At 72.4% G+C, this 26,352-nt stretch carries 27 protein-coding genes and 1 pseudogene; 13 read left to right on the top strand and 15 right to left on the bottom strand.

Annotation, left to right across the window (positions count from 1 at the left end; translation table 11 throughout):
* Window positions 1-12: 12 nt before the first annotated feature.
* Window positions 13-936, top strand: a complete 924-nt coding sequence (locus ACIO5E_RS02900; RefSeq protein ID WP_400662847.1) for a phosphotransferase family protein — start codon at window positions 13-15, stop codon at window positions 934-936.
* On the opposite strand, the gene ACIO5E_RS02895 is transcribed toward ACIO5E_RS02900, so the two are convergent.
* Window positions 933-1,439 (bottom strand): GNAT family N-acetyltransferase, encoded by a 507-nt coding sequence (locus ACIO5E_RS02895; protein WP_400662844.1) that lies wholly within the window; start codon window positions 1,437-1,439, stop codon window positions 933-935. The genes ACIO5E_RS02900 and ACIO5E_RS02895 overlap by 4 nt on opposite strands.
* 64 nt (window positions 1,440-1,503) lie before the next feature.
* Window positions 1,504-2,142 (bottom strand): formylglycine-generating enzyme family protein, encoded by a 639-nt coding sequence (locus tag ACIO5E_RS02890; protein WP_400662842.1) that lies wholly within the window; start codon window positions 2,140-2,142, stop codon window positions 1,504-1,506.
* Between the two features lie 187 nt (window positions 2,143-2,329).
* Here ACIO5E_RS02890 and ACIO5E_RS02885 point away from each other — a divergent pair, with 187 nt between their 5' ends.
* The 4 genes from ACIO5E_RS02885 to ACIO5E_RS02870 all read left to right on the top strand — a co-directional run bounded on the left by ACIO5E_RS02885 (window position 2,330) and on the right by ACIO5E_RS02870 (window position 6,062).
* Window positions 2,330-2,761 carry an SRPBCC family protein gene (locus tag ACIO5E_RS02885; RefSeq protein ID WP_400662840.1) on the top strand — a complete coding sequence of 144 codons (432 nt, stop codon included), beginning with the start codon at window positions 2,330-2,332 and terminating at the stop codon, window positions 2,759-2,761.
* A gap of 446 nt (window positions 2,762-3,207) precedes the next feature.
* The gene (locus tag ACIO5E_RS02880; protein WP_400662837.1) at window positions 3,208-3,915 is read left to right on the top strand and encodes a class I SAM-dependent methyltransferase; all 708 of its coding nucleotides are present in this window, start codon (window positions 3,208-3,210) and stop codon (window positions 3,913-3,915) included.
* A 157-nt stretch (window positions 3,916-4,072) separates the two neighbouring features.
* On the top strand, window positions 4,073-5,332 hold the full coding sequence (locus ACIO5E_RS02875) for an alpha/beta hydrolase (protein WP_400662834.1): 1,260 nt from the start codon (window positions 4,073-4,075) through the stop codon (window positions 5,330-5,332).
* A 508-nt stretch (window positions 5,333-5,840) separates the two neighbouring features.
* On the top strand, window positions 5,841-6,062 hold the full coding sequence (locus ACIO5E_RS02870; protein WP_400662832.1) for a hypothetical protein: 222 nt from the start codon (window positions 5,841-5,843) through the stop codon (window positions 6,060-6,062).
* A gap of 162 nt (window positions 6,063-6,224) precedes the next feature.
* Here the strand turns inward: ACIO5E_RS02870 and ACIO5E_RS02865 are convergent, their stop codons facing one another.
* Both ACIO5E_RS02865 and ACIO5E_RS02860 read right to left on the bottom strand, forming a co-directional pair.
* Window positions 6,225-6,779: a hypothetical protein gene (locus ACIO5E_RS02865; RefSeq protein WP_400662830.1), complete on the bottom strand. Its 555-nt coding sequence runs from the start codon at window positions 6,777-6,779 to the stop codon at window positions 6,225-6,227.
* A gap of 187 nt (window positions 6,780-6,966) precedes the next feature.
* Window positions 6,967-7,857 (bottom strand): LysR family transcriptional regulator, encoded by an 891-nt coding sequence (locus ACIO5E_RS02860; protein WP_400662827.1) that lies wholly within the window; start codon window positions 7,855-7,857, stop codon window positions 6,967-6,969.
* 70 nt (window positions 7,858-7,927) lie between these two features.
* Between ACIO5E_RS02860 and ACIO5E_RS02855 the strand changes: the two genes are divergently transcribed.
* On the top strand, window positions 7,928-8,668 hold the full coding sequence (locus ACIO5E_RS02855; protein WP_400662824.1) for a hypothetical protein: 741 nt from the start codon (window positions 7,928-7,930) through the stop codon (window positions 8,666-8,668).
* 23 nt (window positions 8,669-8,691) lie between these two features.
* Here ACIO5E_RS02855 and ACIO5E_RS02850 read toward each other — a convergent pair whose 3' ends face one another.
* Window positions 8,692-9,231, bottom strand: a complete 540-nt coding sequence (locus tag ACIO5E_RS02850; RefSeq protein WP_400662821.1) for a GNAT family N-acetyltransferase — start codon at window positions 9,229-9,231, stop codon at window positions 8,692-8,694.
* A 101-nt stretch (window positions 9,232-9,332) separates the two neighbouring features.
* On the opposite strand from ACIO5E_RS02850, the gene ACIO5E_RS02845 reads away from it, so the two are divergent.
* Window positions 9,333-10,619 carry a sensor histidine kinase gene (locus ACIO5E_RS02845; protein WP_400662818.1) on the top strand — a complete coding sequence of 429 codons (1,287 nt, stop codon included), beginning with the start codon at window positions 9,333-9,335 and terminating at the stop codon, window positions 10,617-10,619.
* Between the two features lie 56 nt (window positions 10,620-10,675).
* Here the strand turns inward: ACIO5E_RS02845 and coaE are convergent, their stop codons facing one another.
* Together coaE and ACIO5E_RS02835 are read right to left on the bottom strand one after the other, a co-directional pair.
* A complete protein-coding gene (coaE, locus tag ACIO5E_RS02840; RefSeq protein ID WP_400662815.1) occupies window positions 10,676-11,275 on the bottom strand; it encodes a dephospho-CoA kinase in 600 nt (199 codons plus the stop codon).
* An 83-nt stretch (window positions 11,276-11,358) separates the two neighbouring features.
* Window positions 11,359-12,000 carry an MBL fold metallo-hydrolase gene (locus tag ACIO5E_RS02835; RefSeq protein ID WP_400662812.1) on the bottom strand — a complete coding sequence of 214 codons (642 nt, stop codon included), beginning with the start codon at window positions 11,998-12,000 and terminating at the stop codon, window positions 11,359-11,361.
* 74 nt (window positions 12,001-12,074) lie between these two features.
* Here ACIO5E_RS02835 and ACIO5E_RS02830 point away from each other — a divergent pair, with 74 nt between their 5' ends.
* Complete coding sequence (locus ACIO5E_RS02830; RefSeq protein ID WP_400662809.1) at window positions 12,075-12,500, top strand: MarR family winged helix-turn-helix transcriptional regulator; 426 nt, start codon at window positions 12,075-12,077, stop codon at window positions 12,498-12,500.
* Window positions 12,501-12,604: 104 nt separating this feature from the next.
* On the opposite strand, the gene ACIO5E_RS02825 is transcribed toward ACIO5E_RS02830, so the two are convergent.
* Window positions 12,605-14,821 carry an MMPL family transporter gene (locus ACIO5E_RS02825; RefSeq protein WP_400662806.1) on the bottom strand — a complete coding sequence of 739 codons (2,217 nt, stop codon included), beginning with the start codon at window positions 14,819-14,821 and terminating at the stop codon, window positions 12,605-12,607.
* Window positions 14,822-15,026: 205 nt separating this feature from the next.
* On the bottom strand, window positions 15,027-16,517 hold the full coding sequence (gene rpsA / locus ACIO5E_RS02820) for a 30S ribosomal protein S1 (protein WP_218202410.1): 1,491 nt from the start codon (window positions 16,515-16,517) through the stop codon (window positions 15,027-15,029).
* A 413-nt stretch (window positions 16,518-16,930) separates the two neighbouring features.
* On the opposite strand from rpsA, the gene ACIO5E_RS02815 reads away from it, so the two are divergent.
* Both ACIO5E_RS02815 and hrpB read left to right on the top strand, forming a co-directional pair.
* Window positions 16,931-17,785: a class I SAM-dependent methyltransferase gene (locus tag ACIO5E_RS02815; protein ID WP_400662803.1), complete on the top strand. Its 855-nt coding sequence runs from the start codon at window positions 16,931-16,933 to the stop codon at window positions 17,783-17,785.
* On the top strand, window positions 17,713-20,304 hold the full coding sequence (gene hrpB, locus ACIO5E_RS02810) for an ATP-dependent helicase HrpB (RefSeq protein ID WP_400662800.1): 2,592 nt from the start codon (window positions 17,713-17,715) through the stop codon (window positions 20,302-20,304). Before ACIO5E_RS02815 ends, hrpB begins: the two co-directional genes overlap by 73 nt.
* 129 nt (window positions 20,305-20,433) lie before the next feature.
* On the opposite strand, the gene ACIO5E_RS02805 is transcribed toward hrpB, so the two are convergent.
* Genes ACIO5E_RS02805 through ACIO5E_RS02790 form a run of 4 tightly spaced genes read right to left on the bottom strand, consistent with a single transcriptional unit; the run spans window position 20,434 to window position 22,376 of the window.
* Complete coding sequence (locus ACIO5E_RS02805; protein WP_400662797.1) at window positions 20,434-20,868, bottom strand: NUDIX hydrolase; 435 nt, start codon at window positions 20,866-20,868, stop codon at window positions 20,434-20,436.
* The gene (locus tag ACIO5E_RS02800) at window positions 20,865-21,293 is read right to left on the bottom strand and encodes a hypothetical protein (protein ID WP_400662794.1); all 429 of its coding nucleotides are present in this window, start codon (window positions 21,291-21,293) and stop codon (window positions 20,865-20,867) included. The genes ACIO5E_RS02805 and ACIO5E_RS02800 overlap by 4 nt, the downstream gene beginning before the upstream one ends.
* A gap of 38 nt (window positions 21,294-21,331) precedes the next feature.
* Window positions 21,332-21,466 (bottom strand): DUF397 domain-containing protein, encoded by a 135-nt coding sequence (locus ACIO5E_RS02795; protein ID WP_348534052.1) that lies wholly within the window; start codon window positions 21,464-21,466, stop codon window positions 21,332-21,334.
* Window positions 21,429-22,376, bottom strand: a complete 948-nt coding sequence (locus tag ACIO5E_RS02790; RefSeq protein ID WP_400662790.1) for a helix-turn-helix domain-containing protein — start codon at window positions 22,374-22,376, stop codon at window positions 21,429-21,431. Before ACIO5E_RS02790 ends, ACIO5E_RS02795 begins: the two co-directional genes overlap by 38 nt.
* 161 nt (window positions 22,377-22,537) lie before the next feature.
* Between ACIO5E_RS02790 and ACIO5E_RS02785 the strand changes: the two genes are divergently transcribed.
* Together ACIO5E_RS02785 and ACIO5E_RS02780 are read left to right on the top strand one after the other, a co-directional pair.
* Complete coding sequence (locus ACIO5E_RS02785) at window positions 22,538-22,966, top strand: ATP-binding protein (RefSeq protein WP_400662787.1); 429 nt, start codon at window positions 22,538-22,540, stop codon at window positions 22,964-22,966.
* Between the two features lie 12 nt (window positions 22,967-22,978).
* A complete protein-coding gene (locus ACIO5E_RS02780) occupies window positions 22,979-23,548 on the top strand; it encodes a hypothetical protein (protein WP_400662784.1) in 570 nt (189 codons plus the stop codon).
* 248 nt (window positions 23,549-23,796) lie between these two features.
* Here ACIO5E_RS02780 and ACIO5E_RS02775 read toward each other — a convergent pair whose 3' ends face one another.
* Together ACIO5E_RS02775 and ACIO5E_RS02770 are read right to left on the bottom strand one after the other, a co-directional pair.
* Complete coding sequence (locus ACIO5E_RS02775) at window positions 23,797-24,654, bottom strand: phosphatidylinositol mannoside acyltransferase (RefSeq protein WP_400662781.1); 858 nt, start codon at window positions 24,652-24,654, stop codon at window positions 23,797-23,799.
* A gap of 2 nt (window positions 24,655-24,656) precedes the next feature.
* Window positions 24,657-25,004, bottom strand: a pseudogene (locus tag ACIO5E_RS02770) (transposase); the annotation flags it as partial.
* Between the two features lie 298 nt (window positions 25,005-25,302).
* Here ACIO5E_RS02770 and ACIO5E_RS02765 point away from each other — a divergent pair.
* On the top strand, window positions 25,303-26,292 hold the full coding sequence (locus ACIO5E_RS02765) for an LD-carboxypeptidase (RefSeq protein WP_400662778.1): 990 nt from the start codon (window positions 25,303-25,305) through the stop codon (window positions 26,290-26,292).
* The last annotated feature ends 60 nt before the right edge of the window (window positions 26,293-26,352 follow it).

Below are 26,352 nucleotides of genomic sequence, written 5' to 3'. Positions count from 1 at the left end.
TACCGTGCGCCCATGCTGCCTGTGGTGGAGACGGAAGAGCAGTGGGACGCGATCCTCCCCGACGAGGCGGTGATGCGCCCGGGCGCCGCGGCGCTCTGCGCCGAACTCGGGCTCGCCGGGCTGCCGTTGGAGCGCTTCACGGAAGGGTCCGTCCCGGTCTACGCGGTCGGCCGGGAGCACGTCCTCAAGCTGTTTCCGGCGGCCGGCGCCGAGGACGGCGTCACCGAGGAGCGCGTCCTCACCCACCTCCAGGGCGCCCTGCCGATCCCCACCCCGGACGTCCGGGCCGCCGGCGCGTACGTCAACGGCTGGCGCTACGTGCTGATGTCACGCCTGCCAGGCGGGGGCCTGGCCCCCGCCTGGCCGCGGATCCCGCAGACCGACCGGGAGCGGATCGTCCACGACTGCGGCGAGGCCCTGGCCGTCCTGCACGCCCTCGACCCCGAACCGCTCGCCGACGTCCTCGGCCCCGGCGACTGGGGCGCCTTTCTCGCCCGGCAGCGGGCCGGCACGGTGGCCCGGCAGCGCGAACGCGGCCTGGCCGAGGCCTGGTTGGAGCAGATTCCGGACTTCCTGGCCGCCGCGCCGCTCCCGCAGGCACCGCAACGCGCCCTGCTGCACACCGAGTTCATGCGCGAGCACCTGCTCGTCGACCCGGCCGACGGCTGGCGCCTCACCGGCCTGATCGACTTCGAACCCGCCATGGTCGGCGATCCGGCCTACGACCTCGTCGCCGTCGGCCTCTTCACCACCCGCGCCGACCGCCACCTGCTCGGCCGCCTCCTCGCCGAATACGGGCACGACTTCGACCCGCGGCTGCTGATGGCGTACACGCTGCTCCATGTGTACAGCCATCTGCCGTGGTACCTACGGGAGTTGAAGCCTTTTTCACGGACCTTGGACGACCTGGCCGAGGAGTGGTTCGGGGTCGCCTAGGGCCTGGGGTCCGTACGCAGCAGGCTGTAGAGGACACCGTCGCGCCACTCGCCGTCCCGGAAGGTGACGCTGCGCCGCACGCCCTCGCGGGTGAATCCGCACTTCTCCAGGGCGCGCTGTTCGGCGTAGTTGGTCGCCTCCGTGTCGGCCTCCAGCCTCATCACCGGCGAGTGCGCGAACAGGTAGTCCACCAGGAGGCGTTGGGCCTCGGTGCCGATGCCGCGGCCGCGCCACTCGGGGCGGAGCATGATGCCGAGGTTCCAGTAGTGGCAGGAGCTCATGGATTCCACCTGCCGCCAGCCGACGAAGCCCGCGAACTCGTCCCCGCAGCGGACGGCCAGCACCGACTGCGCGGGCGCCAGCAGGCCGTTCTCCGCCCATTGGCGCCGGTGCCGACCGGGGTCGCGCCACCCGAACCACTGGAACGGGCCCGCCGCCTCGGGGTCGAGGAGCAGCGCTTCGAAGTGGCCGAGGTCGGCTTCGTCGATCGGTCTGAGGGACACCGGTGCATCGTTCATGCAGACCCCAACGCGCCACGTCCGGGCCCGGGTTCCCCGGGTCGCGCCTTCAGACGGTGATCGACCGGGCGAGCCGGAAGCCGACGTCGTCGATCCGCAGGGTGGGGTGGCTGCGGCGGCGGACGGAGGCGCGGCAGCTCCAGTGCTCGTCGAACCAGCCGCCGCCGCGCAGCACGCGGTAGCCGCCGTACACCTCGGCGTCGTACACGTCCCAGCACCACTCCCACACGTTGCCGAGCAGGTCGTACAGGCCGAACCCGTTGGGCCGCAGGCCGCCCACCTCGTGCGGGCGCTCGCCCGAGTTGCCGCGGTGCCAGGCGATCTCGTCGAGCGGCCCGTAGCGGGGGCCGTCCGTCCCGGCGCGGCAGGCGTGCTCCCACTCGGCCTCGGTGGGCAGCCGGTAGCCGTCGGCGGCGCGGTCCCAGGTGACGGACTCGCCGTCCTGGTGGTAGGCGGGGGTGAGGCCGTGGCGCCGGGACAGCTCGTTGCAGTAGCGCACGGCGTCGCACCAGGAGACGCTGTGCGCGGGGCGACGGTCGCCCGCCAGGTCCTGGTACTGCTCGCGGGTCACCGGACAGGGCGCCAGCTCGTAAGGGGCGAGCTCGACCGTCCAACTCCGCTGCGTGCGGCGGTCGGAGAGCGTGACGCGGCCGGGCGGGACGGCGATCAGTCCAGTGCTCAGGTCCATGATCGACGATCCTACGGCGCCGGACCCCGCCGCCACGGACCTCGGCAGTCAGTCGTCCAGCGCGGCCGGGGTCGCGCGGGACGACCGACTGTGCCGCCGACCGGCCCGTCCCCTGGCGCCCGCCCCGGACGCGGCACCAGGATGGTGCCCGACCACGCGACGGAGCGGACGAAAGGCGGCGACGACCATGGCGGTCATCACGGTCAGCACGGTGGTGGAGGCCCCGGCCGAGCGGGTGTGGGAGCTGGTCGGAGACTTCCACGCCCTCGGGGACTGGCACCCGCATCTCCCGGCGAGCCGGCTCGGCAACGAGCTGGCGGGCAACGCGATCGGCTCGGCACGACTCTTCGATCTCGACGGCGTCGTGCTGCACGAGACGCTGCTCGCCTACGACGACGAAGCGCGCAGCTACACGTACAGCTTCCCCGACGGCACGTTCCACTTCGACAACTACCGGGCCACCCTCCGGGTCACTCCGGTCACCGAACTGGGCGCCAGCTTCGTGGAGTGGAGCGTCACCTACGACATCGACGCCGAGCACCGCGAGGAGTCCACGGCCCGGGTGCACGGGGTGTTCACGGTCGGCCTGGCGGCGCTGCGCGAGCGCTTCGCCGCCTGACGGCCGGCTACCACCGATTCGTCAGGAGAAGGCGACCGGCAGCCAGCCGGCCACCGAGGCCACTCCCACGCACCAGCCGAACGCGGCCGCCGCCAGGACGACCAGCCGCGACCGGCACACCACGGCCGCGAGGCCCGCCGTCCGATCTCCCCGAGTTGCCGTGGCGCTACCACGACGGCAAGGCCGGGTGCGGCTCCGTGCCGCACCCCGGCCCGGCTCGGAGCGCTCCGAACCACCGTGGTCGAAACGTTACTTCGGGCCCTTCCCGGCCCACCCCCTCGCCCCGCAGAACCAGCTCTTCCCGGCCTCCGGCCGGGTCGCCGCCGTACGCCGGCCGGGGCCCGAAACGCCCGTCCCAGTCACCATCCCGGAGCCCTCAACAGCCCGCCCCGCAGCGGGTTTTGCGTCACTCGAACCCGCTCGCCGAACCACCTACGCTCGGCCGCATGAACCGTACGATCCGCACCACCGAAGACGTTCTCGCCCTCCTCGACGGCCTCTTCCCACCGGCCGAACCCTTCTGGGACGGATTCTACGAGAATCGCGCCGCCGACCGCCCGTTCTTCACACCCAAGCCGGACGAGAACCTGGTCTCCTACCTCGACCGCGGCCTGTTCTCCCCCGGCCGCGCGCTCGACCTCGGCTGCGGCCCCGGCCGCAACGCGCTCCACCTGGCTTCGCTCGGCTTCGACGTCGACGCCGTCGATCTCTCCCCCGCCGCCATCGCCTGGGCCGAGGAACGCTCCCACGAGGCCGGTACCGGCGCCAACCTGCGGTTCCACCAGGCGAGCATCTTCGAGGTCGAACTGCCCCACGACCGGTACGACCTGGTCTACGACTCCGGTTGCCTGCACCACCTGCCCCCGCACCGCCGGATCAGCTACCTGGCCCTGCTCGACCGTGTCCTCGCCCCCGGCGGGCACTTCGCCGTCGCCGCCTTCGCCGCCGGTGCGATGGGCTCCGAGCGCCCCGACGAGGAGCTCTACCGGCTCGGCGGACTGGAGGGCGGGCTCGCCTACTCGCCGGACGAACTCCGCGCGCTCTTCGCCGACTTCACGCCCCTCGAAGTCCGTCCGATGACCCCCCAGCCGTCCGGCTCCCCCCTCTTCGGCGTCCCCTTCCTCCTCACCGCCCTCTTTCAGCGCGCCGGCTGACCCGGAACCGACCGGACGGGCTGCGCGGGAAGTCGGACGGGTCGACTTCCCGCGCAGCCCGCACGAGCGCTCGACGTCCCACCGTCCTCACAGCCTTCTTCCAGCGACCTACCAGCCTTTCATCCGCTTCTCATCTACCACCCCTAGCCTCCGCCAGATGAACGTCTCCCTGCTCGGCGGCTGGTTCCCGTGGACCGTCCAGGCCGTGGCCCTCGCCCTGTTCCTGGCCGCCCTGGGCTGGCGGGACCGGACGTGGCGGCTCAAGTGGGGTCCGATCGCCCTCGGGACGGCGCTGCTGCTCATCGCCCTCACCGCCGTCGGCGTGCTCACACTGGCCGGGATCACCGACCCGATCCCGTTCGGGGTGTGGCTGTGGGGCGGGGTGGCGATCGCGGCGTTCAGCGTGCTCGGGTTCGGCTGGCGCGGCGCCCGCTGGTGGCGCCGCGCCCTCGCGCCGCCGGCCGCGCTGCTGGCGCTGTTCTGCGCCGCGAACAGCGTGAACATCGCCACCGGCTACTACCCGACCCTCGACGACGCGATCGGCGAACTGAGCGGGCAGCCGCTGCCGGAGCAGATCACGCTCGCCGAACTCGGCTCCATCCACGGGAAGACCAGAACCGGCCGCATCGTCCAGGTGGACATCCCGGACACCGCCAGCGGCTTCACCCACCGGCAGGAGCTGGTCTACCTGCCGCCCGCGTGGTTCCGCAGCCAGAACCGGCCGAAGCTGCCGGCGTTGGAGATGATCGGTGGCGAGTTCGCGGCGCCCGACAACTGGATCCGCTCCGGCAACGCCGTCAGGACCGCGGACGACTTCGCCGCCAAGCACAACGGCTTCGCGCCGATCCTCGTCTTCGTCGACGCGACCGGCGGCTTCCGGGTGGACACCGAGTGTGTGGACGGCCCGCACGGCAACTCCGAGAGCCACCTGCTCAAGGACGTCCCGCCGTTCGTCCAGAAGACCTTCAATGCCGCCACCGACCCGCACAAGTGGGGCGTGGCCGGCTGGTCGATGGGCGGCACCTGCGCCGTCGACCTCACCGTCGAACACCCCAACGTCTTCACCCACTTCGGCGACTTCTCGGGCGACAAGGGCCCCGCCATCGGCGACAAGGACCACACCGTCCAGGAGCTGTACGGCGGCGACGCGGCGGCCTGGACGGCCCACGACCCGCTGACCGTCCTCGCCCACCACCCCAAGTACCAGGGCGTCTCCGGCTACTTCGGGCAGGGCGACGAGGAGCACGGCCAGATCGAGTCCGCCAAGGCCCTCAACGACGCCGCCAAGAGGGACGGCATCCGTACCACCACCGGCACCGGCTCCGGCAAGCACACCTGGCAGACCGGCGCCGCCACCTTCGCCCAGGCCCTCCCCTGGCTCGCCCAACAACTCGGCGTCCCGGGCACCCACGCCTGACCTCCGCCCGGCAGCCGATGGCGTTCTACCGGCGGCCGGCCCGGCTCGACGGCGTGGCGTACGGGACCGATCCGCAGCGCGAGCCGGGCGCCGCGAGGCGGACGAATCCCGCCGGGGGAAAGCCTTGGCATCGGCGGCCCACGGCGGCGCGGGCGGCGACGTCCCGACGAAGGGGTGCGACGGTGCCCGCGGGCGGGCGAACCCCGTCCCGGCAGCGGAGATCCCCGGCCGTGCGCCGTCCCACCGTTCGGCGAACCGCCCGGTCGGCCCACGGCCGCCACCCCGGCCCGGCCATCGCTTCCGCCTCGCCCGCACACATCTTCCCCACCAACCCCCTGCAAGCGGCCGGGGACGCGGGCTACCCGCCGGTATCCCGCTTTGCTCCGGGCGGCCGGGTGGCATAAGTTTCGACCGCCGTCGGAGCAACCGGCCCTGACCGCCCCTCGGAACAGAGGAGCGCGGCGGGCCGGGAGGCCGGGCGGCAGAACGTACGGGGGAAGGAACAGCCATGCCGAGTGCCCGCATCGACGGGTCCGCCGGGCGGCGGGAGCAGGCGGTCGGGGCCGCGCGCCCGGCCCCGGTCCACGACACCGGACACGTGAGGACTCGTCCGTCGCGCAGCGCCGCAATGACCGCCGCCGCAGCGATCGTCCGCCAGGGCGCGCCGAGCGTCTGCGGGCCGGACAGCGGCGTGACGGCGCCGGCCTGCGAGGCCCTGCCGGGCTGCTGACACGCAGCCCCGAAGACCGCCCCGGCACTGCCGGGGCGCACGGCGGTCGGCCCGTCCGGCACAGGGGACCGGACGGACCGACCGCCACACCGCTGAAGGCGTCAAACGCCCAGACGTCGGAGACCGAGGGCGCAGAGGACCGAGGACTCAGCGGCCGAAGCGTCAGAGACCGAGGCGGCTGAGCGCGGTGGTCCAGTCGCTCGCGATGGCGCTGCGGGCGGCGTCGAGGCCGACCCGGCCGTTGCAGACCGCGTTCTTCAGCTTGGTCTCGACGCCGTCCTTGCCGGTCGCGGTCTGGGTGCCGTAGCGGGGCTCGGGCCAGAGGTTGCGCGGGTCGCGCGGGGCGCCGCCGAGCTCCAGCGGGACGAAGTGGTCCTCCTCGTAGTCGGACAGGTTGGTGTCCGAGTAGCCGTACTGCGCGATCTGCTGCGCCTTGAGCGCGTTGGTGTAGCTGGTCGGCGGGCGGACGGTGGAGGTCCAGCCGGAGACGCAGATGGTCTGGCCGATGGTGGCCTGGGTGACGTCCGGGTTGTAGGCGCCCGGCGTGCAGGACGGATCGGGCAGCGGCAGGTAGGCCTGCGAACAACTCGCCGCGAGCGGACGGGCCTTGACGGGCGAGCCCTTCGCGGGGGCGGCCTGCGCGGTGCCGGCCGCGAGCCCGGCGGCGGCGAGGGCGGCCGCCGCGGCGACGACGGTGAGACGCTGACGGAGCATCATGTGGGCGATCTCCTGGGCCGGCCCGGCCTGTCACCGGGCGACTGTGCCCATGACAGCACCGCTTGAGCAACCACCGTCAGGCCCGGGACGTGAACGCCTGGTGATCGCGCCTCCACATCAGCGCACCCGCATCAGCGCGGCCGCGTTGGCACACCCGCCCGGGAAAGCCGCCCGGGACGGCCGGCCCCTACTCGCCCAGCAGCCGCGCCAGCAGTGCCGCCGGCCCCTCCGGGAGGCTGCCGTGCACCAGTTCGGTGCGGTGCACCAGTCGCGGGGCCGCGATCGGCGCGGACGCGACGCCGGGAGCATCGGCGAGGGCGGACGCCGGGAGCAGGGTGAGCCCGTGACCGGTGGCGACCAGGGCGAGCAGCCCGTGCACGTCGGTGCCCCGGTAGCGGGTGGCGGGGCGGAAGCCGTCGACGCCGGCCGCGGCGCACAGCCGGACCGCGGTGGGGGTGAGGTCGGGGGCGTCGAGCCAGCGGGCGGCGGAGAGGTCGGCGAGGGCGACACCGCTGCGGCCCGCCAGCGGGTGGCCGGCCGGGAGGGCGACGGCGACCGGCTGCTCGTCGACGGCGCGGGTGGCGAGCGGGCCGACGTCGGGCAGCGGCAGCGGGTCGCTGGGGGCGGCGAGGCCGTCGATCAGGGCGAGGTCGACCTCGCCGGTGGCGACCTGGGCGGGCAGCGCACCCTGGGCGAGGACCCGGACGACGAGTTCGGCCGCCGGATAGGCCCGGCGCACCTCGCCGAGCGCGCGCCCCAACTCCGCTCCGACCGCCAGTGGGGTGGCGCCGAGCACCAGGCGGGCGCTCGGGGCACCGGCCAGGCGCGCGACGTCGGCGCGCGCCGCCTCCAGCCGGACCAGCAGCGGCGCCGCGTGCTCCAGCAGCCGCCGGCCGGCCTCGGTCGGGCCGACCGGGCGGCGGTTGAGCAGACCGGCCCCGAGGTCGGCCTCCAGGGCGGCGATCTGCTGGGAGACGGCGGACTGGGTGTAGCCGAGTTCCCGCGCGGCCTCGGAGAAGGAGCCGAGGCGGGTGACGGTGACGAAGGTGCGCAGGTGCTGCGGATCCACGGTGGCCATCAACTTTTCTGATCGAGAGGTAAGTAATCATCGTTGGCGCTGATCTCGGGTGCGGGGCCAGGATAGCCCCATGACCTACCTGACCCCGCGGGTCGCCCTGGTCGGCGACCGCTCCCCCGCCGTCCGCTCGCACGCCCGCATCCCCGGCCTGCTCGACGCCCTCGCCGAGCGCGACCAGCTCGTCCTGGACGCCTACTGGATCCCCACCGAGGACGCCTGGGCACCCGGCACCCTGGACGGCTTCGACGCGATCTGGCTGCTCCCCGGCAGCCCCTACCGCAGCGAGGCGGGCGCGCTGGCCGCCGTCCGGACCGCCCGCGAGCGCGGCATCCCCTTCCTCGGCACCTGTGCCGGCTTCCAGCACGCGGTGCTGGAGTACGCCCGGAACGTCTGCGGCCTCGACGGGGCCGTCCACGGCGAGGAACACCCGGAGCGGGACGAGCAGGTGATCGTCCCGCTGGCCTGCTCCCTGGTCGGCCACGAGGGGGCGGTGGAGATCACCCCGGACACGCTCGCCGAACGCGTCCTCGGCACCACCCGCACCCTGGAGCGCTACCACTGCGCGTACGGCCTGAACGCCGACTACCTGGACCGGCTGCGCGCGCACGGGCTGCGGTTCAGCGGCGTGGACGGGACGGGCGAGGTGCGCGTCCTGGAGCTGCCGGACCACCCGTTCTTCCTCGCCTCGCTGTTCCAGCCGGAGCTGTCCGGCGACGGCACCCGGGCGCACGCGATGATCCGCGCACTGGCCGCCGCCGCCGTCGCGTACGCAGCCACCCCGGCCACCGCGTCCCCGGGCGCCACGGCCTGACTCCCAGGCCCGCCCTGGGCAGGTCACATCGGCAGCGAGCGCAACCGCACCGGCCCCTCCGGCCACCCGGCGCCCTCCGCCAGCGGCGCCCACATGGTGCGCAGCGGCATCACCGCCAACCGCCCCTCGGGCTGCTCCACCGTCACCTCCTCCGCCACCTCGCGGAATCCGAGCCCCCGGTAGAACGCGGCCAACGGCGGGCGGCAGAACAGCAGCGCGTAGCGGTGGCCGAGCGTGCGGGCGTGGTCGAGGGCGGCCCCGACGACGGCCTGCGCCAGGCCGGCGCCGCGCCGGTCGGGGGCGACGGCGACGCCGCCGACGCCGATCGCCGTCAGATCGGTGCCGCCGACGGTGAGCGGGAGCGGCAGCAGGCCGGTGTGGGCGACGAGCCGGCCGTCGGCGGCCCGGATGCCGAAGTGGATGTCCTTGGGCAGCCAGGTCAGTCCGGTGTAGGCGACACCGTACGGGTCGTCACCGGGGCCGAGGATCTCGTCCTGGTCGGTGCGGGTGTACTGCGGCAGCCGGACGACGGGCGGCGGCTCGGGAGAGAAACGATCAGCCATCCGACCATGATCTCTTCCCCGGAAGGTGATTTCCAGGCTGTTCCCGGCCACTGCGACCCACTGGCCACCACGGGCCGGACAGGGTGTGCGAGCATGCCCCCATGCGCCAGTCCACCCGCCAGCGGCCCCGACTCCGGCGTCCCGAACGCCAGTTGGGCTCCAACGGCCCGTCGGATCCCGCCGGCCACCCGTCGCACCCCGTCGGCGACCCACCGAGTCCCGCCGGCCTGCCGGACACCCCCGACCAGTGGGACTCGGCCCTCGCCGCGATGCCGCTGCCGGGCCCGCCGCTGCGCCTGCCCCGCCCGGTCGTCGCCCTGGGGCCGACGGTCCTGATACTGCTGGTGCTCGTCCCGCTCTCCGCGAACGACCCCGATGTCGGGCCGACCACCTCGGCGCCGCTCAACACGGCCCTGATGGCCGCCGGCGCGCTCGCCCTCGCCGTCCGACGGCGCCACCCGGCGGCGGTCGCCGCCGTCACCCTGCTCGGCGGCCAACTCCCGCTCACCGTCGCCCTCTACGGGCTGGCTGCCCGACGCGGCGCGACCCGGACGCTTGCCGCGCTCGCGGTCCTGGCCGAGGTGCGCCTGCTCGTCCCCATGGATCTCGGGGACCTCAGCAGCCTCTCCGCCCTCGCCAATCTGGCCGAGGACCCACTGGTCCTCGGCGCCGTCCCGCTCGCCCTCGGCCTCACCGCCCACCAGCGCGCCCGCGCCGTCGCCGTGCTCGCCGAGCGCAACCGGCTGCTGGAGGTGGCCCGGCGGCACGCCGAGGAACGCGCCGCCGCCGCCGAACGCGCCCGGCTCGCCCGGGAGATGCACGACGTGGTGTCCAACCGGGTCTCGCTGATCACCCTGCACGCGGGGGCCTTACAGGTCGCGGCAGCCGACGACCCGGCCACCGTCCGGGAGACCCTCACCCTGATCCGCGCCCTCGGCCTGCAGGCCCTCACCGAACTGCGCGGCCTGCCCGCGCTGGTCGAGGAGTCCCGACAGGCCGGGCTCGCCGTCGGCCTCACCCTCACCGGCCCGGCCGACGGCGGACCCGCACCCGAGCCCGCCGTCCAGTACGCGACCTACCGGATCGTCCAGGAGGCACTGACCAACGCCCACAAACACGCCCCGGCCGCCGAGGTGGCCGTCACCGTCGAGGTCCAGCCGGACGGGCTGCGCGTCGCCGTCGTCAACTCCCCGGGCGACACCGGAGAGAACCCCCAGCTGCCCACCGATCCCGACGAACTGCGCTCCAACCCCGAACTGCCCTCCGGCGGCCACGGCCTGGACGGCATGCGCACCCGCGCCGACGACCTCGGCGGCACGCTGGACGCCGGCCCCACCCCCGACGGCGGCTTCGCCGTCCGGGCCCGCCTGCCGCTGACCACCGCCTGAACCACTCAGGACGCCGCACCACTCAGAACACTGAACCGCTCAAGACGCTGAACCACTCAGGACACCGCGCGCGCGGTCAGCTCCGCCCACACCTCGTCGATCCGGGTCGCCAACGCCTCCAACGGCCCGCCGTTGTCGATCACGAGGTCCGCGGCGGCCAGCCGGTCCGCGCGGCTCGCCTGTGCGGCCATCCGGGCCCGGGCCTCCTCCTCGGCCATCCCGCGCAGCCGCACCAGCCGGTCCACCCGCACCTCGTCCGCCGCGTCGACCACCACGACCAGGTCGAACAGCGGCGCGAGCCCGTTCTCCACGAGCAGCGGCACGTCGTGCACCACCACCGCGTCCGGCGCGGCCGCGGCCTCCAGTTCGGCGGAGCGGGCGCGCACCAGCGGATGGACGATCGCGTTCAGCGCCTGGAGCCGGGCCTGGTCGGCGAACACGATCGCGCCGAGAGCCGGGCGGTCCAGCGCGCCGTCCTCCCGCAGCACCTGCGCTCCGAACTCGGCGACCACGGCCGCCAGACCGTCCGTCCCGGGCGCGACCACCTCGCGGGCGATCACGTCGGAATCCACGATCACCGCGCCGTGGGCGGCGAAGAGCCGGGACACCTCGCTCTTGCCCGCGCCGATACCACCCGTCAGTCCGATCTTCAGCATGGCGTCAGGCTACCGGCGCCCGGACGGCCGGGACCAGCGGCCGGCTCCCCGGCGGCCGGCCGCCGGCCGCCCGGGCGGTGCCGTCAGCCCAGCTCCAGGCTCTCCCCCTCGCCCAGGACCCGCAGCTCCGCGCCCGTGCCCGGCCCGTCCGGGCCGACCAGCCGGGTGTGCACGGCGAACCCGGCCGGGCTGAGCACCGCGTCGTGCACCGGCACGGCCTGGCGCGGGCGTGCCTCCCGGACGTAGTCGATCACCTCGGACGCCTTGCTCCACGGCGCGGCGAGCGGCAGCAGCAGGGTGTCCACGGCGTGCGGCGGCACGGTGAACGCGTCGCCGGGGTGGAAGAGCCGGCCGTCGAAGAGGAAGCCGATGTTGTGCACCAGTGGAATGTCCGGGTGGATCACCGCGTGCCACTCGCCGTGCACCGAGACGCCGATCCCGCCGACCTCGAAGGCGTCGCCCTCGCCGACCACGCTGACGCGCCGCGCCACGCCGTCGAGTCGGGAGGCCACCACGCTGTTGGTCCACACCCGCAGCGCCGGGTCGGCCTCCAGGGCGGCGCGCAGCCGGGACTCCTCGAAGTGGTCCATGTGCTCGTGGGTGATGAGGACGGCGTCGGCCCCGGCCAGCGCGGCGGGGTCGGTGAACATCCCGGGGTCGACGACGACGGTCGTCCCGTCGTGCTCCAGGCGTACGCAGGCGTGTCCGAACTTGGTGATTCGCATGCCGCAAACCGTACAGCAAAACTGCACAGCAGAGCTGCACAGTTTCGCTGTACACATTCCGGTAGGCTTGTCCCATGAGCAGCCCCCACCCGGACACCCTGGAACTCGCCGCCGACCTGCGCGCCGCCGTCGGCGAACTGGTCCGCTCGCTGCGCCCGGACGACGCCCTGCCACAGAACCAGGCCGGGGTCCTCGGCCTGCTGGTCCGCGACGAGCACTCCTACACCGTCGCCGAACTGGCCACCCGGCAACGCGTCCGGCACCAGTCGATGGCCCGCACGGTCGCCCTGCTCACCGAGGCCGGCCTGGTCACGCAGCAGCCGCACCCCACCGACGGTCGAAAACTGCTGGTCACCGCCACCGGAGCCGGCCGCGCCGCCCTACTGGAACAGCGCGCCCGCCGCGAGGCCCGGATCGCCACCGCCATCGAGGCCCGCCTCACCCCCGAGGAGCAGGAGCGGCTGCGCGCCGCCGTCGAACTCCTGCACCGCCTGCACTGACCTGCGGCCCAAGCGGCCCGGACAACCCAGGCAACCCAGACGTCCCAAGCAACCCAGGCGGCACGACCGCCCCAAGGCCCACCCGCCCCAAGGCCCGCCCGCCCCTAGACCGCCGTCCCCACCAGATCCTTCGGCTCGCCCGCCCCCGGCCGCGTGGCCGGGATCTCCGTCGGCTCGATGGCCGGCAGTTCGACGTGCTCGCTCAGCCCGAAACGCCGGTGCAGGCGCCGCAGCGGGGCGGGCGCCCACCAGTTGAACTCGCCGAACAGGCTCATCGCGGCGGGCACCAGCAGGCAGCGCACCAGGGTCGCGTCCACCGCGACGGCGACGGCCAGCGCGATGCCCATCTGCTTGACCATGAGCATGTCCCCGAGGGCGAACCCGGCGAACACGATCACCATCAGCAGCGCCGCCGAGGTGATGATCCGGCCGCTGCGCTGGACGCCCAGCTCCACCGCCCGGGTGCAGCTGTGGCCCTTGTCCCGCAGTTCCTTGATCCGGGCGAGCAGGAACACCTCGTAGTCCATGGACAGCCCGAACGCGAACGCGAAGACCAGCACCGGGATGAAGGTCTCCAGCCCGCCGGTGGGGCTGAAGCCGAGCAGCCCGCTGAAGTACCCGTCCTGGAAGACCAGGGTGAGCGCGCCCAGCGAGGCGCCCAGCGACAGCAGGTTCATCAGCAGCGCCTTGACCGGCATGACCACCGAGCCGGTCATCAGGAACAGCAGCACCAGCGTCCCCACCGCGACCAGGCCGAGCGCCCAGGGGCCGCGCGACATCAGCTCGTCCTTGAAGTCGACCACCGAGGCCGCGCCGCCGGTGACGTAGGTCTTCAGCCCGCCGCGGTCGGCCCGCAGTTCCTGGACGACCTGCTTGGCCTGTCCGCCCTGCGGGTCGCCGTGCACGAGCACGTCGACGGTGGACAGCGAGTCGCCCACCGGGGTCACCGCCCGCACCCCGCTCACCCCGGGCAGCTTGGCGACGACGTCGTCCGCGTACGCCTGGGCGACCCGCGCGCCGCCCTCGACGACGACGGTGATCGGCGCGGCCGCGGCCTGCGGGAAGCGCTGGTCGATGGTGTCGGCGACCTGCCGCCCGGCCGAGGTGGTCGGCAGGACGGCGGCGCCGGAGTTGCGCATGTCGGCGTGCAGGAAGGGCGCGCCGGCGGCCATCAGCAGGGCGACGCAGGCGAGCGCGACCGGCACCGCCCGCTTGCGGACCCGGCGGACGGTCCGGCTGAAGAAGCCCTCGTCGGGGACGGGCGCGGCGGGCGCCTTGATCCGGGAGCCGGCGAAGCCGAGCAGCGCGGGGATCAGGGTCAGCGCGGCGGCGACCGCGATCACCACCACGCTCACCCCGGCGGCGGCGACCGCGCCGAGCACCGGGCTGGTGAAGACGAACAGGCCGGAGAGCGCGACGGCGACGGTGAGGCCGGAGAAGGCGACGGTGCGCCCGGCGGTCGCGGCGGTGCGTTCGACGGCGGCGGCGATGCCCGCGCCGTGCCCGCGTTCCTCGCGGAAACGATTCACCATGAGCAGCGCGTAGTCGATCGACAGCCCGAGCCCCAGCACGGTGGCGATCGGCAGCACGCTGGTGTCGATGTCCATGATGCGGCTGAAGCCGAACATCGCCAGCAGGGCGCCGCCCACCGAGGCGACCGCGCCGATCACCGGCAGGCTGGCCGCGGCGAGGCCGCCGAAGACCAGCACCATGACGACCAGGGTGAGCGGCAGGGTCACCATCTCGCCGAAGCGGGTGTCCTGTTCGGTCTGTTTCTTGACCTCCTGCTGGAGCACCAGGTCCCCGCCGACGGTGACGTGGGCACCGCCCTCGCCGTTCAGGGCCGTGAGCCGGTGGGTGACCGCGTCGGCCTGGACGGGGGTGCTGGTGTCGGCCATCCGTACGGTGACCAGGCTCGCGGTGCCGTCGGCGGAGCGCAGTGCGGCGGGCGCCGGGCCACTGCCGTACGCGTCGAGCGCGGAGGAGACGCCGGGGAGGGCGGCGATCTCGGCGGTGGCCTTGGTGACGGCGGCCCGCACGGCCGGGTCGTCGGCCGGTCTGCCGTCCACGACGGCGGTGACGGTGCCCCTGGCCGGGTCGGCCGCGGCGACCACCGCGCTGCCCCGGTCGGCCTCGGCGGTGGCGGAGGAGGCTCCGGCCACCGATCCCTCGAAGACCCGGCCGCCGATCAGCACGCCGACGACCAGGACGACGGCCCAGAAACCGAGCACCCAACGGCGGTGGCGGAAACAGAACCGGCCGAGGGCGGCGAGCCGCCCGCGGACCACGGGGTCGGCGGCAGCGGTGGAGGCATTGCGCATGAAGGAGGCCTTTCGGGCAGCTCCCCTCAATGTAGGTGGAACCAGGTCTTCGACCTATAGACGGGCAATGAGCCTCATCTCACAAATTTCCTTCACATAAACGACAAATAAGTGAAGGCGAAATACGAAATGGGCCCCACCCGGATTTCTCCGGATGGGGCCCACCGTTCAGCTATGCGCCAGGTACTGGCAGCGGGTCAGAGCCTCAGCTCTGGCCGCCGGCCAGCTTCTCGCGCAGGGCCGCCAGGGCCTCGTCCGAGGCGAGAGCGCCGGAGCCCTCGTCGCTGCTGGACGAGTAGGAGCCACCGGCAGCGGCGGCGACGGCGTCGCCACCCTCGGCAGCGGCCTCGGCGTCGGCCTCACGGCTCTTGATGACCTGGGCCTGGTGCTGCTCGAAGCGGGCCTGCGCCTCGGCGTACTGGCGCTCCCACTCCTCACGCTGCTTCTCGAAGCCGGGCAGCCAGTCGTTCGCCTCGGGGTCGAAGCCCTCCGGGTAGATGTAGTTGCCCTGGTCGTCGTAGGAGGCGGCCATGCCGTACAGGGTCGGGTCGAACTCGACCTCGGCCGGGTTGGCACCCAGGGCCTCGTTGGCCTGCTTCAGCGAGAGGCTGATGCGACGACGCTCGAGGTCGATGTCGATGACCTTGACGAAGATCTCGTCGCCGACCTGGACGACCTGCTCCGGGATCTCGACGTGGCGCTCGGCCAGCTCGGAGATGTGGACCAGACCCTCGATGCCCTCGTCCACGCGGACGAACGCACCGAACGGAACCAGCTTGGTGACCTTACCCGGAACGACCTGGCCGATCTGGTGGGTACGGGCGAACTGCTGCCACGGGTCCTCCTGGGTCGCCTTCAGCGACAGGGAGACGCGCTCGCGGTCCATGTCAACGTCGAGAACCTCGACGGTGACCTCCTGGCCGACCTCGACAACCTCGGACGGGTGGTCGATGTGCTTCCAGGACAGCTCGGAGACGTGCACCAGGCCGTCGACGCCACCCAGGTCCACGAAGGCACCGAAGTTGACGATCGAGGAGACGACGCCGGAGCGCACCTGGCCCTTCTGCAGGGTGGTGAGGAAGGTCTGGCGGACCTCGCTCTGGGTCTGCTCCAGCCAGGCACGGCGGGACAGGACCACGTTGTTGCGGTTCTTGTCCAGCTCGATGATCTTGGCCTCGAGCTCCTTGCCCACGTAGGGCTGGAGGTCGCGGACGCGGCGCATCTCGACCAGCGAGGCCGGCAGGAAGCCACGGAGGCCGATGTCGAGGATGAGACCACCCTTGACGACCTCGATGACGGTACCGGTGACGATGCCGTCCTCTTCCTTGATCTTCTCGATCGTGCCCCAGGCACGCTCGTACTGAGCGCGCTTCTTGGACAGGATGAGACGACCCTCCTTGTCCTCCTTCTGGAGAACCAGGGCCTCGATGTTGTCACCGACGGCGACGACCTCGTGCGGGTCAACGTCGTGCTTGATCGAGAGCTCGCGGGACGGGATGACGCCCTCGGTCTTGTAACCGATGTCGAGGAGGACCTCGTCACGGTCGACCTTCACGATGACGCCCTCGACGATGTCGCCATCGTTGAAGTACTTGATGGTCTCGTCGATGGCGGCGAGGAAGGCCTCCGCGTCGCCGATGTCGTTGACCGCGACCTGCGGGGTGGTGCTGAGGGAGGAGTCGGTGGGGCTCGTCATTAGGAAAAGGGCTCCGGTACGGACATGAAGTCGTAGGTAATGCCACGCGGAGGGCCCGTATCGCTCCCACCGAAAGCCGGACAGCCAAGAACACGGCGCACCGGGACTTCCCGCACAGCGAGAAATCCGGCGTCCGTCTTGCGACCGTGGGGTCTTCGACAGATGCGAGCGCGACCTGCTCCGTCCGAGGCGCGCAGGCCCGCAGCGCAACTTGTAGCATACGGGGACGGCCAGGCACGGTCAACGCCAAGAGCGGCAAGACGGTGGAGCCCGGTACGGATCAGGCCATATCCTCCGATTGCGCACCTCACGGTGGCGCCCGAAGGGACCCTTCCCCGGATGCCACCGCCAGGATCCGGATCCTTTCGGGCCCGGTCGCGGCAGCGGCGCTTCCGCAGTCCACACCCTACGCGATGGGCATTATCACCGTGGCCACCACCCCCCAGTCCGACCTGCATGATCTTGACGGCGACGGCGACGACGCGGTACGGCGCGAGGCCGGCACCGGGGAGAGCAGCCGGGCCAGCCGGCACTGGTGGGACCGCAACGCCGACGAGTACCAGGACGAGCACGGGGAGTTCCTCGGCGACGACCGCTTCACCTGGTGCCCCGAAGGCCTCGACGAGGCCGACGCCCACCTGCTCGGCGACGTGGCCGGCCGGGACGTGCTGGAGATCGGCGCCGGCGCCGCCCAGTGCTCGCGCTGGCTGGCCGCCCGCGGCGCCCGCCCGGTCGCCCTGGACATCTCCCACCGCCAGCTCCAGCACTCCCGTCGGATCGACCTCGGCCGCGGCACCACCCCCGTCGCCGTCGTCCAGGCCGACGCCGCCGTCCTGCCCTTCACCGACGCCTCCTTCGACCTCGCCTGCTCCGCCTACGGCGCCGTCCCGTTCAGCGCCGACACCGCCGCCCTGATGCGCGAGGTCCACCGCGTGCTGCGCCCCGGCGGCCGCTGGGTGTTCTCGGTGACCCACCCGATCCGCTGGGCCTTCCCCGACGAGCCGGGCGTCGAGGGCCTCACCGCCGCCTCCTCCTACTTCGACCGCACCCCCTACGTCGAACAGGACGAGCAGGGCCACGCCACCTACGTCGAACACCACCGCACCCTCGGCGACCGGGTCCGCGAACTCGTCGGCGCCGGCTTCCGGTTGATCGACCTGGTCGAACCCGAGTGGCCGGCCGGCCTGGAACAGGAATGGGGCGGCTGGTCCCCGCTGCGCGGGCGGCTGATCCCCGGCACCGCGATCTTCGTCGCCGAGCGGGGCTGAGCCGCTTGAACCCCGCGTGGCGCGAGCTGCCCGTCCGCACCGCCCTGCCCGCCCTGCACGACGCGCTGGACGGGCCCGGCACCGCCGTCCTCGCCGCCCCGCCCGGCACCGGCAAGACGACCCTGGTGCCGCTCGCCCTGGCCGGGCTGCTCTCCGACGGCCGACCCGTGCGGCGGGTGCTGGTCGCCGAACCCCGCCGGCTCGCCGTCCGGGCCGCTGCCCGGCGGATGGCCTGGCTGCTCGGCGAGGCCGTCGGCGGCCGGGTCGGCTACACCGTGCGCGGCGAGCGTCGTGTCGGGCCGGAGACGGTGGTCGAGGTGGTCACCACCGGGGTGGTGCTGCAACGGCTGCAGCGGGACCAGGAGCTGCCCGGCGTGGACGTCGTCGTCCTGGACGAGTGCCACGAACGGCACCTGGACGCCGACACCGCGCTCGCCTTCCTGCTCGACGTCCGCGCCGCCCTGCGGCCCGAACTGCGGCTGGTCTGCGCCTCCGCCACCTCCGACACCGAGGCCTGGGCCGAACTCCTCGGCGGCGCCCCGGTGGTGGAGGCGCACGGGGTGTCCCACCCGGTCGACGTGGTGTGGGCGCCGCCGCCGCGCGCCGTCCGGCCCGCGCACGGGACGCGGGTCGACCCGGCGCTGCTCGACCACGTCGCGGCGACCGTCCGGCGGGCGCTCGCCGAGCAGGCCGGGGACGTGCTCTGCTTCCTGCCCGGCGTCGGCGAGATCGCCCGGGTCGCAGGGCAGCTCCAGGGTGTGCCCGCCGACGTGCTGCAACTGCACGGCCGCGCCCCGCAGGCCGTCCAGGACGCCGCCCTCACTCCCTCCGCGCAGCGCCGGGTCGTCCTCGCCACCGCCGTCGCCGAGTCCTCGCTCACCGTGCCCGGCGTGCGGATCGTCGTCGACGCCGGGCTCGCCCGCGAACCGCGCACCGACCACGCCCGCGGCCTGGCCGGGCTGGTCACCGTCCGCGCCTCCCTCGCCGCCGCCCGCCAGCGCGCCGGACGGGCGGGGCGCGAAGCCCCCGGCACCGTCTACCGCTGCTGGCACGAGGCCGAGGACGCCCTCGCCGCCCGCTTCCCCACCCCCGAGATCGCCCTCGCCGACCTCACCACGTTTGCACTCCAGGCCGCCTGCTGGGGCGACCCGGACGCCACCGGCCTCGCCCTGCCCGACGCTCCGCCTTCGGGGGCGATGGCCGCCGCCCGGCAGACCCTCCAGGCCCTCGGCGCGGTGGACGCGGCCGGCCGGGCGACTCCGCGCGGCGTGCGCCTCGCCCGCACCGGGCTGCATCCCCGGCTGGGTCGCGCCCTCGTCGACGGCGCGGCGGCGGTTGGCGCGCGGCGGGCCGCCGAGGTGGTCGCGCTGCTCTCCGAGGAACCGCCGCGCGCCCTGGGCGACGACCTCGGCGCGGTCTGGCGCACGGTGAAGAACTCCCGGGACCCGTACGCCGGACGCTGGCGCGAAGAGGTCCGCCGCCTCCTACGCGCCACCTCCGACGAACCCGCCACCGCCCTGCCCGACGCCACCGCCGTCGGACTCGTCGTCGCCCTCGCGTTTCCCGAGCGGATCGCCCGCGCCCGGGTCGAGCGGCCCGCCCCCGGCGAGCGCAGCCCCTACCTGATGGCCTCCGGGACGGCCGCCGAACTCGCCCCCGGCACCGCGCTGGGCGCCCTGCCCTGGCTCGCCGTCGCGGTCGCCGACCGCCCGGCCGGCTCGCACTCCGCCCGCATCCTGCACGCCGCCGCGCTGGACGAGGACACCGCCCGGCTCGCCGGCTCGCCGCTGCTCACCAACCGCGCCGAAGTCCACTGGGACACCCGGCGAGGTGAAGTCGTCTCCCGCCGCGTCGAATCCCTGGGCGCAGTCGAACTCGCCGAGAAGCCACTCAGCCGCCCCGACCCGGCCCTCGTCCGCGCCGCCCTCCTCGAAGGCCTCGCCCGCGAAGGCGTGAGCACCCTGCTCACCTGGCCCGCCCCTGGCCTGCGCGAACGCCTCGCCTTCCTCCACACCGCCATCGGCGACCCGTGGCCGGACGTCTCCGACGCCGCCCTGCTGGACCGCGCCGACGAATGGCTGGAGCCCGAGCTCTCCCGCGCCCGCCGCCGCGCCGACCTCGCCCGGATCGACACCACCGCCGCCCTCCAACGCCTCCTCCCCTGGGCGAGCGGCGAGGCCGGGCGGCTGGACGAACTCGCCCCCGAGCGCATCACCGTCCCCAGCGGCTCGAAGATACGAGTCGACTACAGCACCGAACGCCCGTTCCTGGCCGTCAAGTTGCAAGAACTCTTCGGCTGGACGGCGGCCCCCACCCTGGCCGGCGGCCGCGTCCCGCTGACCGTCCACCTGCTCTCCCCCGCCGGCCGCCCCGCCGCCGTCACCGGCGACCTGGCGTCCTTCTGGCGCGACGGCTACCGCGCCGTCCGCGCCGATCTCAGGGGCCGCTACCCCCGCCACCCCTGGCCCGAGGACCCGACCACGGCAGAGCCCACCCGCCGCACCAACGCCAGGAAGTGAACCCGGGAGGAGGGCCGACTCACCCGGCCCTCCTCCCAGACCGCCACACGTGGCGCGGTCACCAACCGGTGACCTCCTGGCCGAGGAGCCGCTGGCAGACCTGCCGCAGCATGCTTGAGCGGCTCGCCTTCACCGGGCGATGAGTTCCCGCACCGCGTTGCTCACATCGGGCAGCGCACTGGGGAGGGCCCACTGGTGTGCGTCGTGCTCGGTCAGGACGACCGGCTCGGTCTTCTCCACCGTGACGGAGAAGTTGAACTGCCTGGTGGTGCCGCCGCGACTGTTCTGATAGTCGAAGTGCCCGACGAATCCGGTGACCTGGTCGATGATGAGGCCGGTCTCCTCGGTCGTCTCGCGGTACAGGGCGTCCAGGATGGTCTCGCCGTTCTCCACGGTGCCGGAGGGGATCTCCCACAGGCCGCCCATGTAGTCGTCGGGATTCCGCCGGACGAGCAGGACGCGGCCGTCGTGGTTGATCACGGCGGCGGCGACCAAGCCGGTGATGCCAGCGGCTTGGGCGTCGGCCGCCAGGCCGGCCACGAACTCGGGGGAAGTGACAGTCACTGCAGCTCCTTGTGGTGGTCGCTGATCTTGATGGCCGCGCGGACGTACTGCTCGGCCAGTTCGAGATCCTGCTCACGATGCCAGACCGAGAGCTTGGTCGTGTGGGCGTGGACGTGCTCGGCGACGGGGAAGTCCCCAGCCTGGTACCGGCGGTGGGAGTGCGGGTGGCCCGGGAAGAGCGAGGCTGGGTGCTGGTACAGCGGGAGCTGGTTCATGGGGCAGGTGGAGCCGGGCCGGTCGAACTCGGTGGCGCCCTCGGCGATCAGGGCCTGGTGGAACCGCTCGATCGGCAGTCCGCCCAGCTCGCCGGGCCTGTAGGTGGCCGTCAACCCGTACCAGGACGGGATCATCCCGTCGGGCATGGTGGTGACCTCCAGGCCGGGGACCTGAGCCAGCTGGCCGGTGAGGTAGCGGGCGATCTCCACCCACGGAAGTGACAGAGTCTCTGGCGCCGGTCTAACTGCTACCGCTCCGGGAAGTCACCAACCTGGATGCCGGAGAGGAAGGACACCCAGGCAGAGGCCGGGAAGACGAGCACCGGTCCGTGCGGGTCCTTGGAGTCACGCACGGGGACGAGGCCGGGGAATCCGGGGGCCACCTCGATGCAGTCGCCGCCGTTCGTGCCGCTGTAGCTGCTCTTGCGCCAGCTGGCCGCGTCGAGCTCGTTCCGCATCATCTTTGAACCCTTCCAGCGCCTCGGCGATCAGCGCGAGCGATTCGCCCGCTGTGAGCGCATCGCCACGCAGCCGATCATAGCGCCGCCGATGCCCGGTAACGATGGTCGGACCGTCGCTGGGACTACCTCTGTCAAGGCTCTCCGAGTACACCAAGTGCTGCCCATCCGGCATCTCCAGAAGGACCATTGAGGTGTTGATAATCGTCGCCCGAGCCGTGAACGGCACCACCTGAATGACGATGTTCCCGCGCTGAGCAACGCGCAGCAGGTGCTGCATCTGCCGCACCATCACTCTCGGCCCGCCAACCACCGATCGGATGGCGCTTTCATCCAGGAGAACAACCAACTGCGGCCCACCCTCAGCAAGGAACCGCCTCTGCCTCGCAAGCCTCGCCGCGACCCGCTCCTCGGTCACTTCAGGGCGTTCATCAGTCCCGCCCGCCTCGAACATCGCTCTTGCGTAGTCCCTGCATTGCAATAGCCCATGCATGTAGTTGGCCTGGAACACCTGAAGCCCAACTGCCTCGGCCTCCGTGTCCGCATGGGTCTGAAACCAGTCCGGGTGTTCAATCCCGGCGTTCCAGTCCACCCTCCCCCAGAGTCGCTTCAGCGCACCGCCCGTGTTGAGCAGTTCATCGGCTTTCTCCACCAGTTCCGGCGGCATGCGACGCTGACCGGTCTCGTACCGGGTGACGTTCGTCCGGCTGCAGTGCAGAAGCTTGCCCAGCTCCTCCTGGGTGTAGCTGGCCAGCTCACGGTAGAACCGCAGCTCCTCGCCGAACAGCTCCGCCGAACTGGCCGTCAACTCCCGCTTGAACCGCCGATGTGCCACAGCCGACCCCCTCACACACCACGTGCCCCCGGCACCTGATTTCGGCCATCACCGTACCTCTGGAGCCTCGATGATTGACACCAGAACGCAATCATTTGCATGCATAGCGTGATTGCGCACTACCCTCGTGCTCCCTCATCCGCCCCCTGAGGTACTCCGCCATGCTCACAACCCGCCGCCCCCGCACGTTCGCCGCGTGCCTCGACTCGCGGACCGAATCCACCCCCCTCGCGCGGCACTTGCTCCGCGCGTACCTCTCCGCCCTCCCCACCGGCGACCGCTACTCCGACATCGCCGAGCTCATCCTCGGCGAACTCTTCGCGAACGCCGTCCAGCACTCCGACGCCCCCGTCGACCGCCTCATCGAGATCCGCTTCGCGCTCGTCAACGACCGGCTGCGCCTCGAAGTCCACGACGCAGGGGGCGGGCGCCCGTCACTCCGCCGCACCTCCCCCACCGACGAACACGGCCGTGGCCTGTTCCTCGTCAACGAGCTGGCCGAGCGCTGGGGTTGCTGCCCGCGAGCCGGCGGCATCGGCAAGTTCGTCTGGGCCCTCATCGCCCCGTCCCCCGCCCTCCTCGCCGCCTGAAAGCGCACCCCGATGCTGCCTCCCCTCCCCACCCTCGCCCGCCACGCCCTCGACCGCGGCCACACCCCCGCCGAGGTCTACGCCTTCCTCGCCCGCCGCTCCCGCAAGCCCCTCCCCGCCGCCCGCGCCGTCTGCCTCGCGCTCGACATCCCCCTCACCGAGGCCACTCGCCGCCTCAACGACTGCTTCGACGCCCTGCTCGCCAACCCCCGCCCGGGCACCGAGCACGACACCGGCGAACTCCTCGAAGCCCTGGGCGTCTTCGACGTCCCCAAGGAGCTCGACCCCCGCGACCTCGCCATCGTCGACCTCTTCCTCGCCGCGATCGACGCCCTCGGCGGCATCCGCGCCGGCCACCAGCACGGCCTGGCCCGCTGGTTCACCACCGGCAACCTCACCGTCGCCTACCTCTCCCTCGCCGCCACCCAACCCCGCCCCACCACCGGCGACCCCACCCACTACTGGACCGCCCTCGTCACCGCCGGCGAACTCCTCGCCACCGCCCCCTCCCCCGACCCCCGCATCAAGTCCGCCCTCACCCACTGCCGCACCCAAGCAGCCACCCACTCACCCCACCCCTGAGTGGTCGGCTTCGGAAATCCTTCGAGGGTTGACATCGGGGCCCGATTCCACATCAGTCCGTTAGTGGTCTGGGGTGGCGAAGTGGGGCTGACAGGCACAGCCGAAGGAGTCCTCGGGGTGAGTAATTGTCAATACCTGTGGATCGACGTGTAGGCCAGGAGTGGTCGGCCAGGTCTCTGATGTGGTTCTGGATGCCGCCGGGAATGTCCCAGGCGTAGGGCAGACCGCGCCGATCTTTATGATCCGGCCTACTCGGCGAGGGTCGCCGGGGCCGACGGCGGCGTTTTGCCCGGATCCAGGTCGGCCAGGAAGTACTTCTGCAACATGTGCCAGTCCTCGGGATGGGCGGCGATCCCCTCCGCGTAGGCGTCTGCGAGCGCTTGAGTCATCCGGGCGATTTTCTCCTGCCGAGTGCCTTCGGGAGGCACCGGGATCTCCGGATGGACTCTGATACCCATCCGGCCCGGACCCGAGTACCAGAGGTTCACCGGATACAGCCCGCAGTTGGTCTGTACTGCGAGCGCCGCCGGTCCGGCGGCGATCCGTGTGGCTTCGCCGAAGAAGTCCACTGGGATCCCGGAGGCGCCGAGGTCGCGATCCGCGACGAGGCAGACGGTGCGGCCCTCCCGAAGGCGCCGCGCCAGGGTCCCGACGACCGATGGTCCGCCGTCGTGCGGCAGCACTTCCATCCCGAGCTTGCGGCGGTAGTCCCAGAATCGTTCAGCGACCGCCTCGGGCTTGAGGTTCTCGGCGACCGTGGTGAACTCGATCGAGTGCGTAGCGATGAGCCATGCTCCGGCATGGTCGTAGTTGCCGGTGTGGCCGAGCGCCAGCACGGCGCCGCGGTCTGAGTGGACCACCTCGGCGACGCGTGCACGATCTTCGTCCGCGATGTCGACACTGTCCAGGATGCGCTTCCGGTCCCACCCGTTCATCCGGAACGCCTCGCTGTAGTACCGCAGCGCCGATCGCACACCCTTGCGGGACGTCGCGGCGAGAAGCTCCGGCGTCGTGTCCTTGCCCAGGACCCTGAGGAGGTTCGCCTCCAACTGCAGGACCTGCGTGCCGCGCCGCTTCCAGAGACGGTCGGCGATGCGGTCGAACATGCGGGCAGCACTTCGGCGACCTTCGGGGACTTGCGGCACCACGGCGGCAGGATCGCCGAGGAGAACCGCCGCCGCTCGCCGGTCGTCTCGTCCACCCGCTTGTCGTTCACCCGCGGGGCCCGGACCTCGACGGATCCGGCCGAGGTGGTGACCTTCCGGGGCTGGTGGTGACCGTTGCGCACGACCAGGCGGCGGCCGCGAGCATCGCGTTCGTCGGCCAACTCGGCTATGTAGGTGTCGACTTCAGCCTCCAGGGCTGCGGCGAGCATGCGCCGGGCGCCCTCGCGGACAATGTCGTCGATCAGGGATCCGTCTCGCGTGGAGGCGTCGTCATTCACTACGGTGAGCACGGGGCGTGCCTTCCCAACCCGCGCTGCAACGCGGGCCTACTCGGTGACCTTCAAAGGATCAATCGGGAAGGTACGCCCTCCGCGTGCCCTCCGGGGCTGATCCACAGGTACTGAGGATTGCTCTCGGGGTGCCGACGAACCCGTCATCGGCACCCCGCCCTTCCTGGGTTGTCCGCGTGGAGGCGGTCGGTGGGCCCAGCCGGGGTTTCGGGGCTTGACTTGATCACGTCGGTGAGGCGGAATACCGGCGGCACGGGCCTTGTCGCTCGCCACTATTGATCAACAAGGAGGAGACCCCATGCCTGCGATCCTTCGGCCCCGCGCGCTACGTTCCGGCGACCTCGTCGTCGTTACCGCGCCCTCGGGCCAGCTTGAGCCGGGTGAGGAACCACTGCTCGCCCGTGGTGTGGCGATACTCGAGCGGATGGGTTTCCGCGTGCGGGTCAGCCCGATGGTCAACCCGGCGCAGAATCGCTGGTGGGCGTCGGGCACTCCGGCGGAGCAGGCCGACGAACTCAATGTTTTGCTCCGGGACCCGGAGGTGCGGGCCATCGTCGCGCATACCGGTGGACAGGCAACCATCGGTTATCTCGATTTGATCGATCTGGACGCGATCCGGGCCGACCCGAAACCGATCCTCGGTTACAGCGACATCTCGCTGCTGCACATGGCGTTGCACGCCAAGACCGGCCTCGTCGGCTTCCACGCCGACATCGCCACCCACGGTTTCGGCAGCGATTGGTACACGCTGGGCGACGAGGCCCGTCGCTCCGAGCTCGTCGACCTCTACACCCGTGTGCTCACCAAGGCCGAGGCGCCGGGCGTGCTGCCGGCGATGGGGGCTTGGGAAACCTGGCGGCCGGGCCGCACGCAGGGGCCACTGTTCGGCGGTTTGCTGAACCGCCTGGTCCTACTGCAGGCGACACCGTTCGCGCTGGCCGCCGAACGGTTCGAGGGCGCCGTGTTGTTCTGGGAGGAGGTGCAGCGGCCGGTCTCGCGGATCTGGAACGACCTGCACACCTTGCGGCTGTCCGGAGTGCTGGACCGGATCGCGGGCATGGTGGTCGGCATCCCGACCGAGGTCACGCCCCACGATGGCGGCGGAGAGCGCGCAGGTCTACGCGACGTGGTACTCGATGTCCTGGCGCAGCGTTACATCCCGGTCCTCGCACAGGTCGACTTCGGTCACACCTCGCCGAACCTGCCGCTGCCTATCGGCGTCCGCGCACACGTGGACGCGGACAACCAGACGCTGTCCCTGATCGAGTCGGCGGTCGCGGAAGACTGAGTTCTGTTGGAAATCGGCGCAGGCCCGGAGGTCTTCGGCCGCTGCGAGCCGAAGACCGGA

The sequence above is a fragment of the Kitasatospora sp. NPDC087314 genome, from assembly GCF_044744365.1.
Lineage (GTDB): Bacteria > Actinomycetota > Actinomycetes > Streptomycetales > Streptomycetaceae > Kitasatospora.
This window is presented reverse-complemented; position numbering and strand designations above follow the sequence as displayed.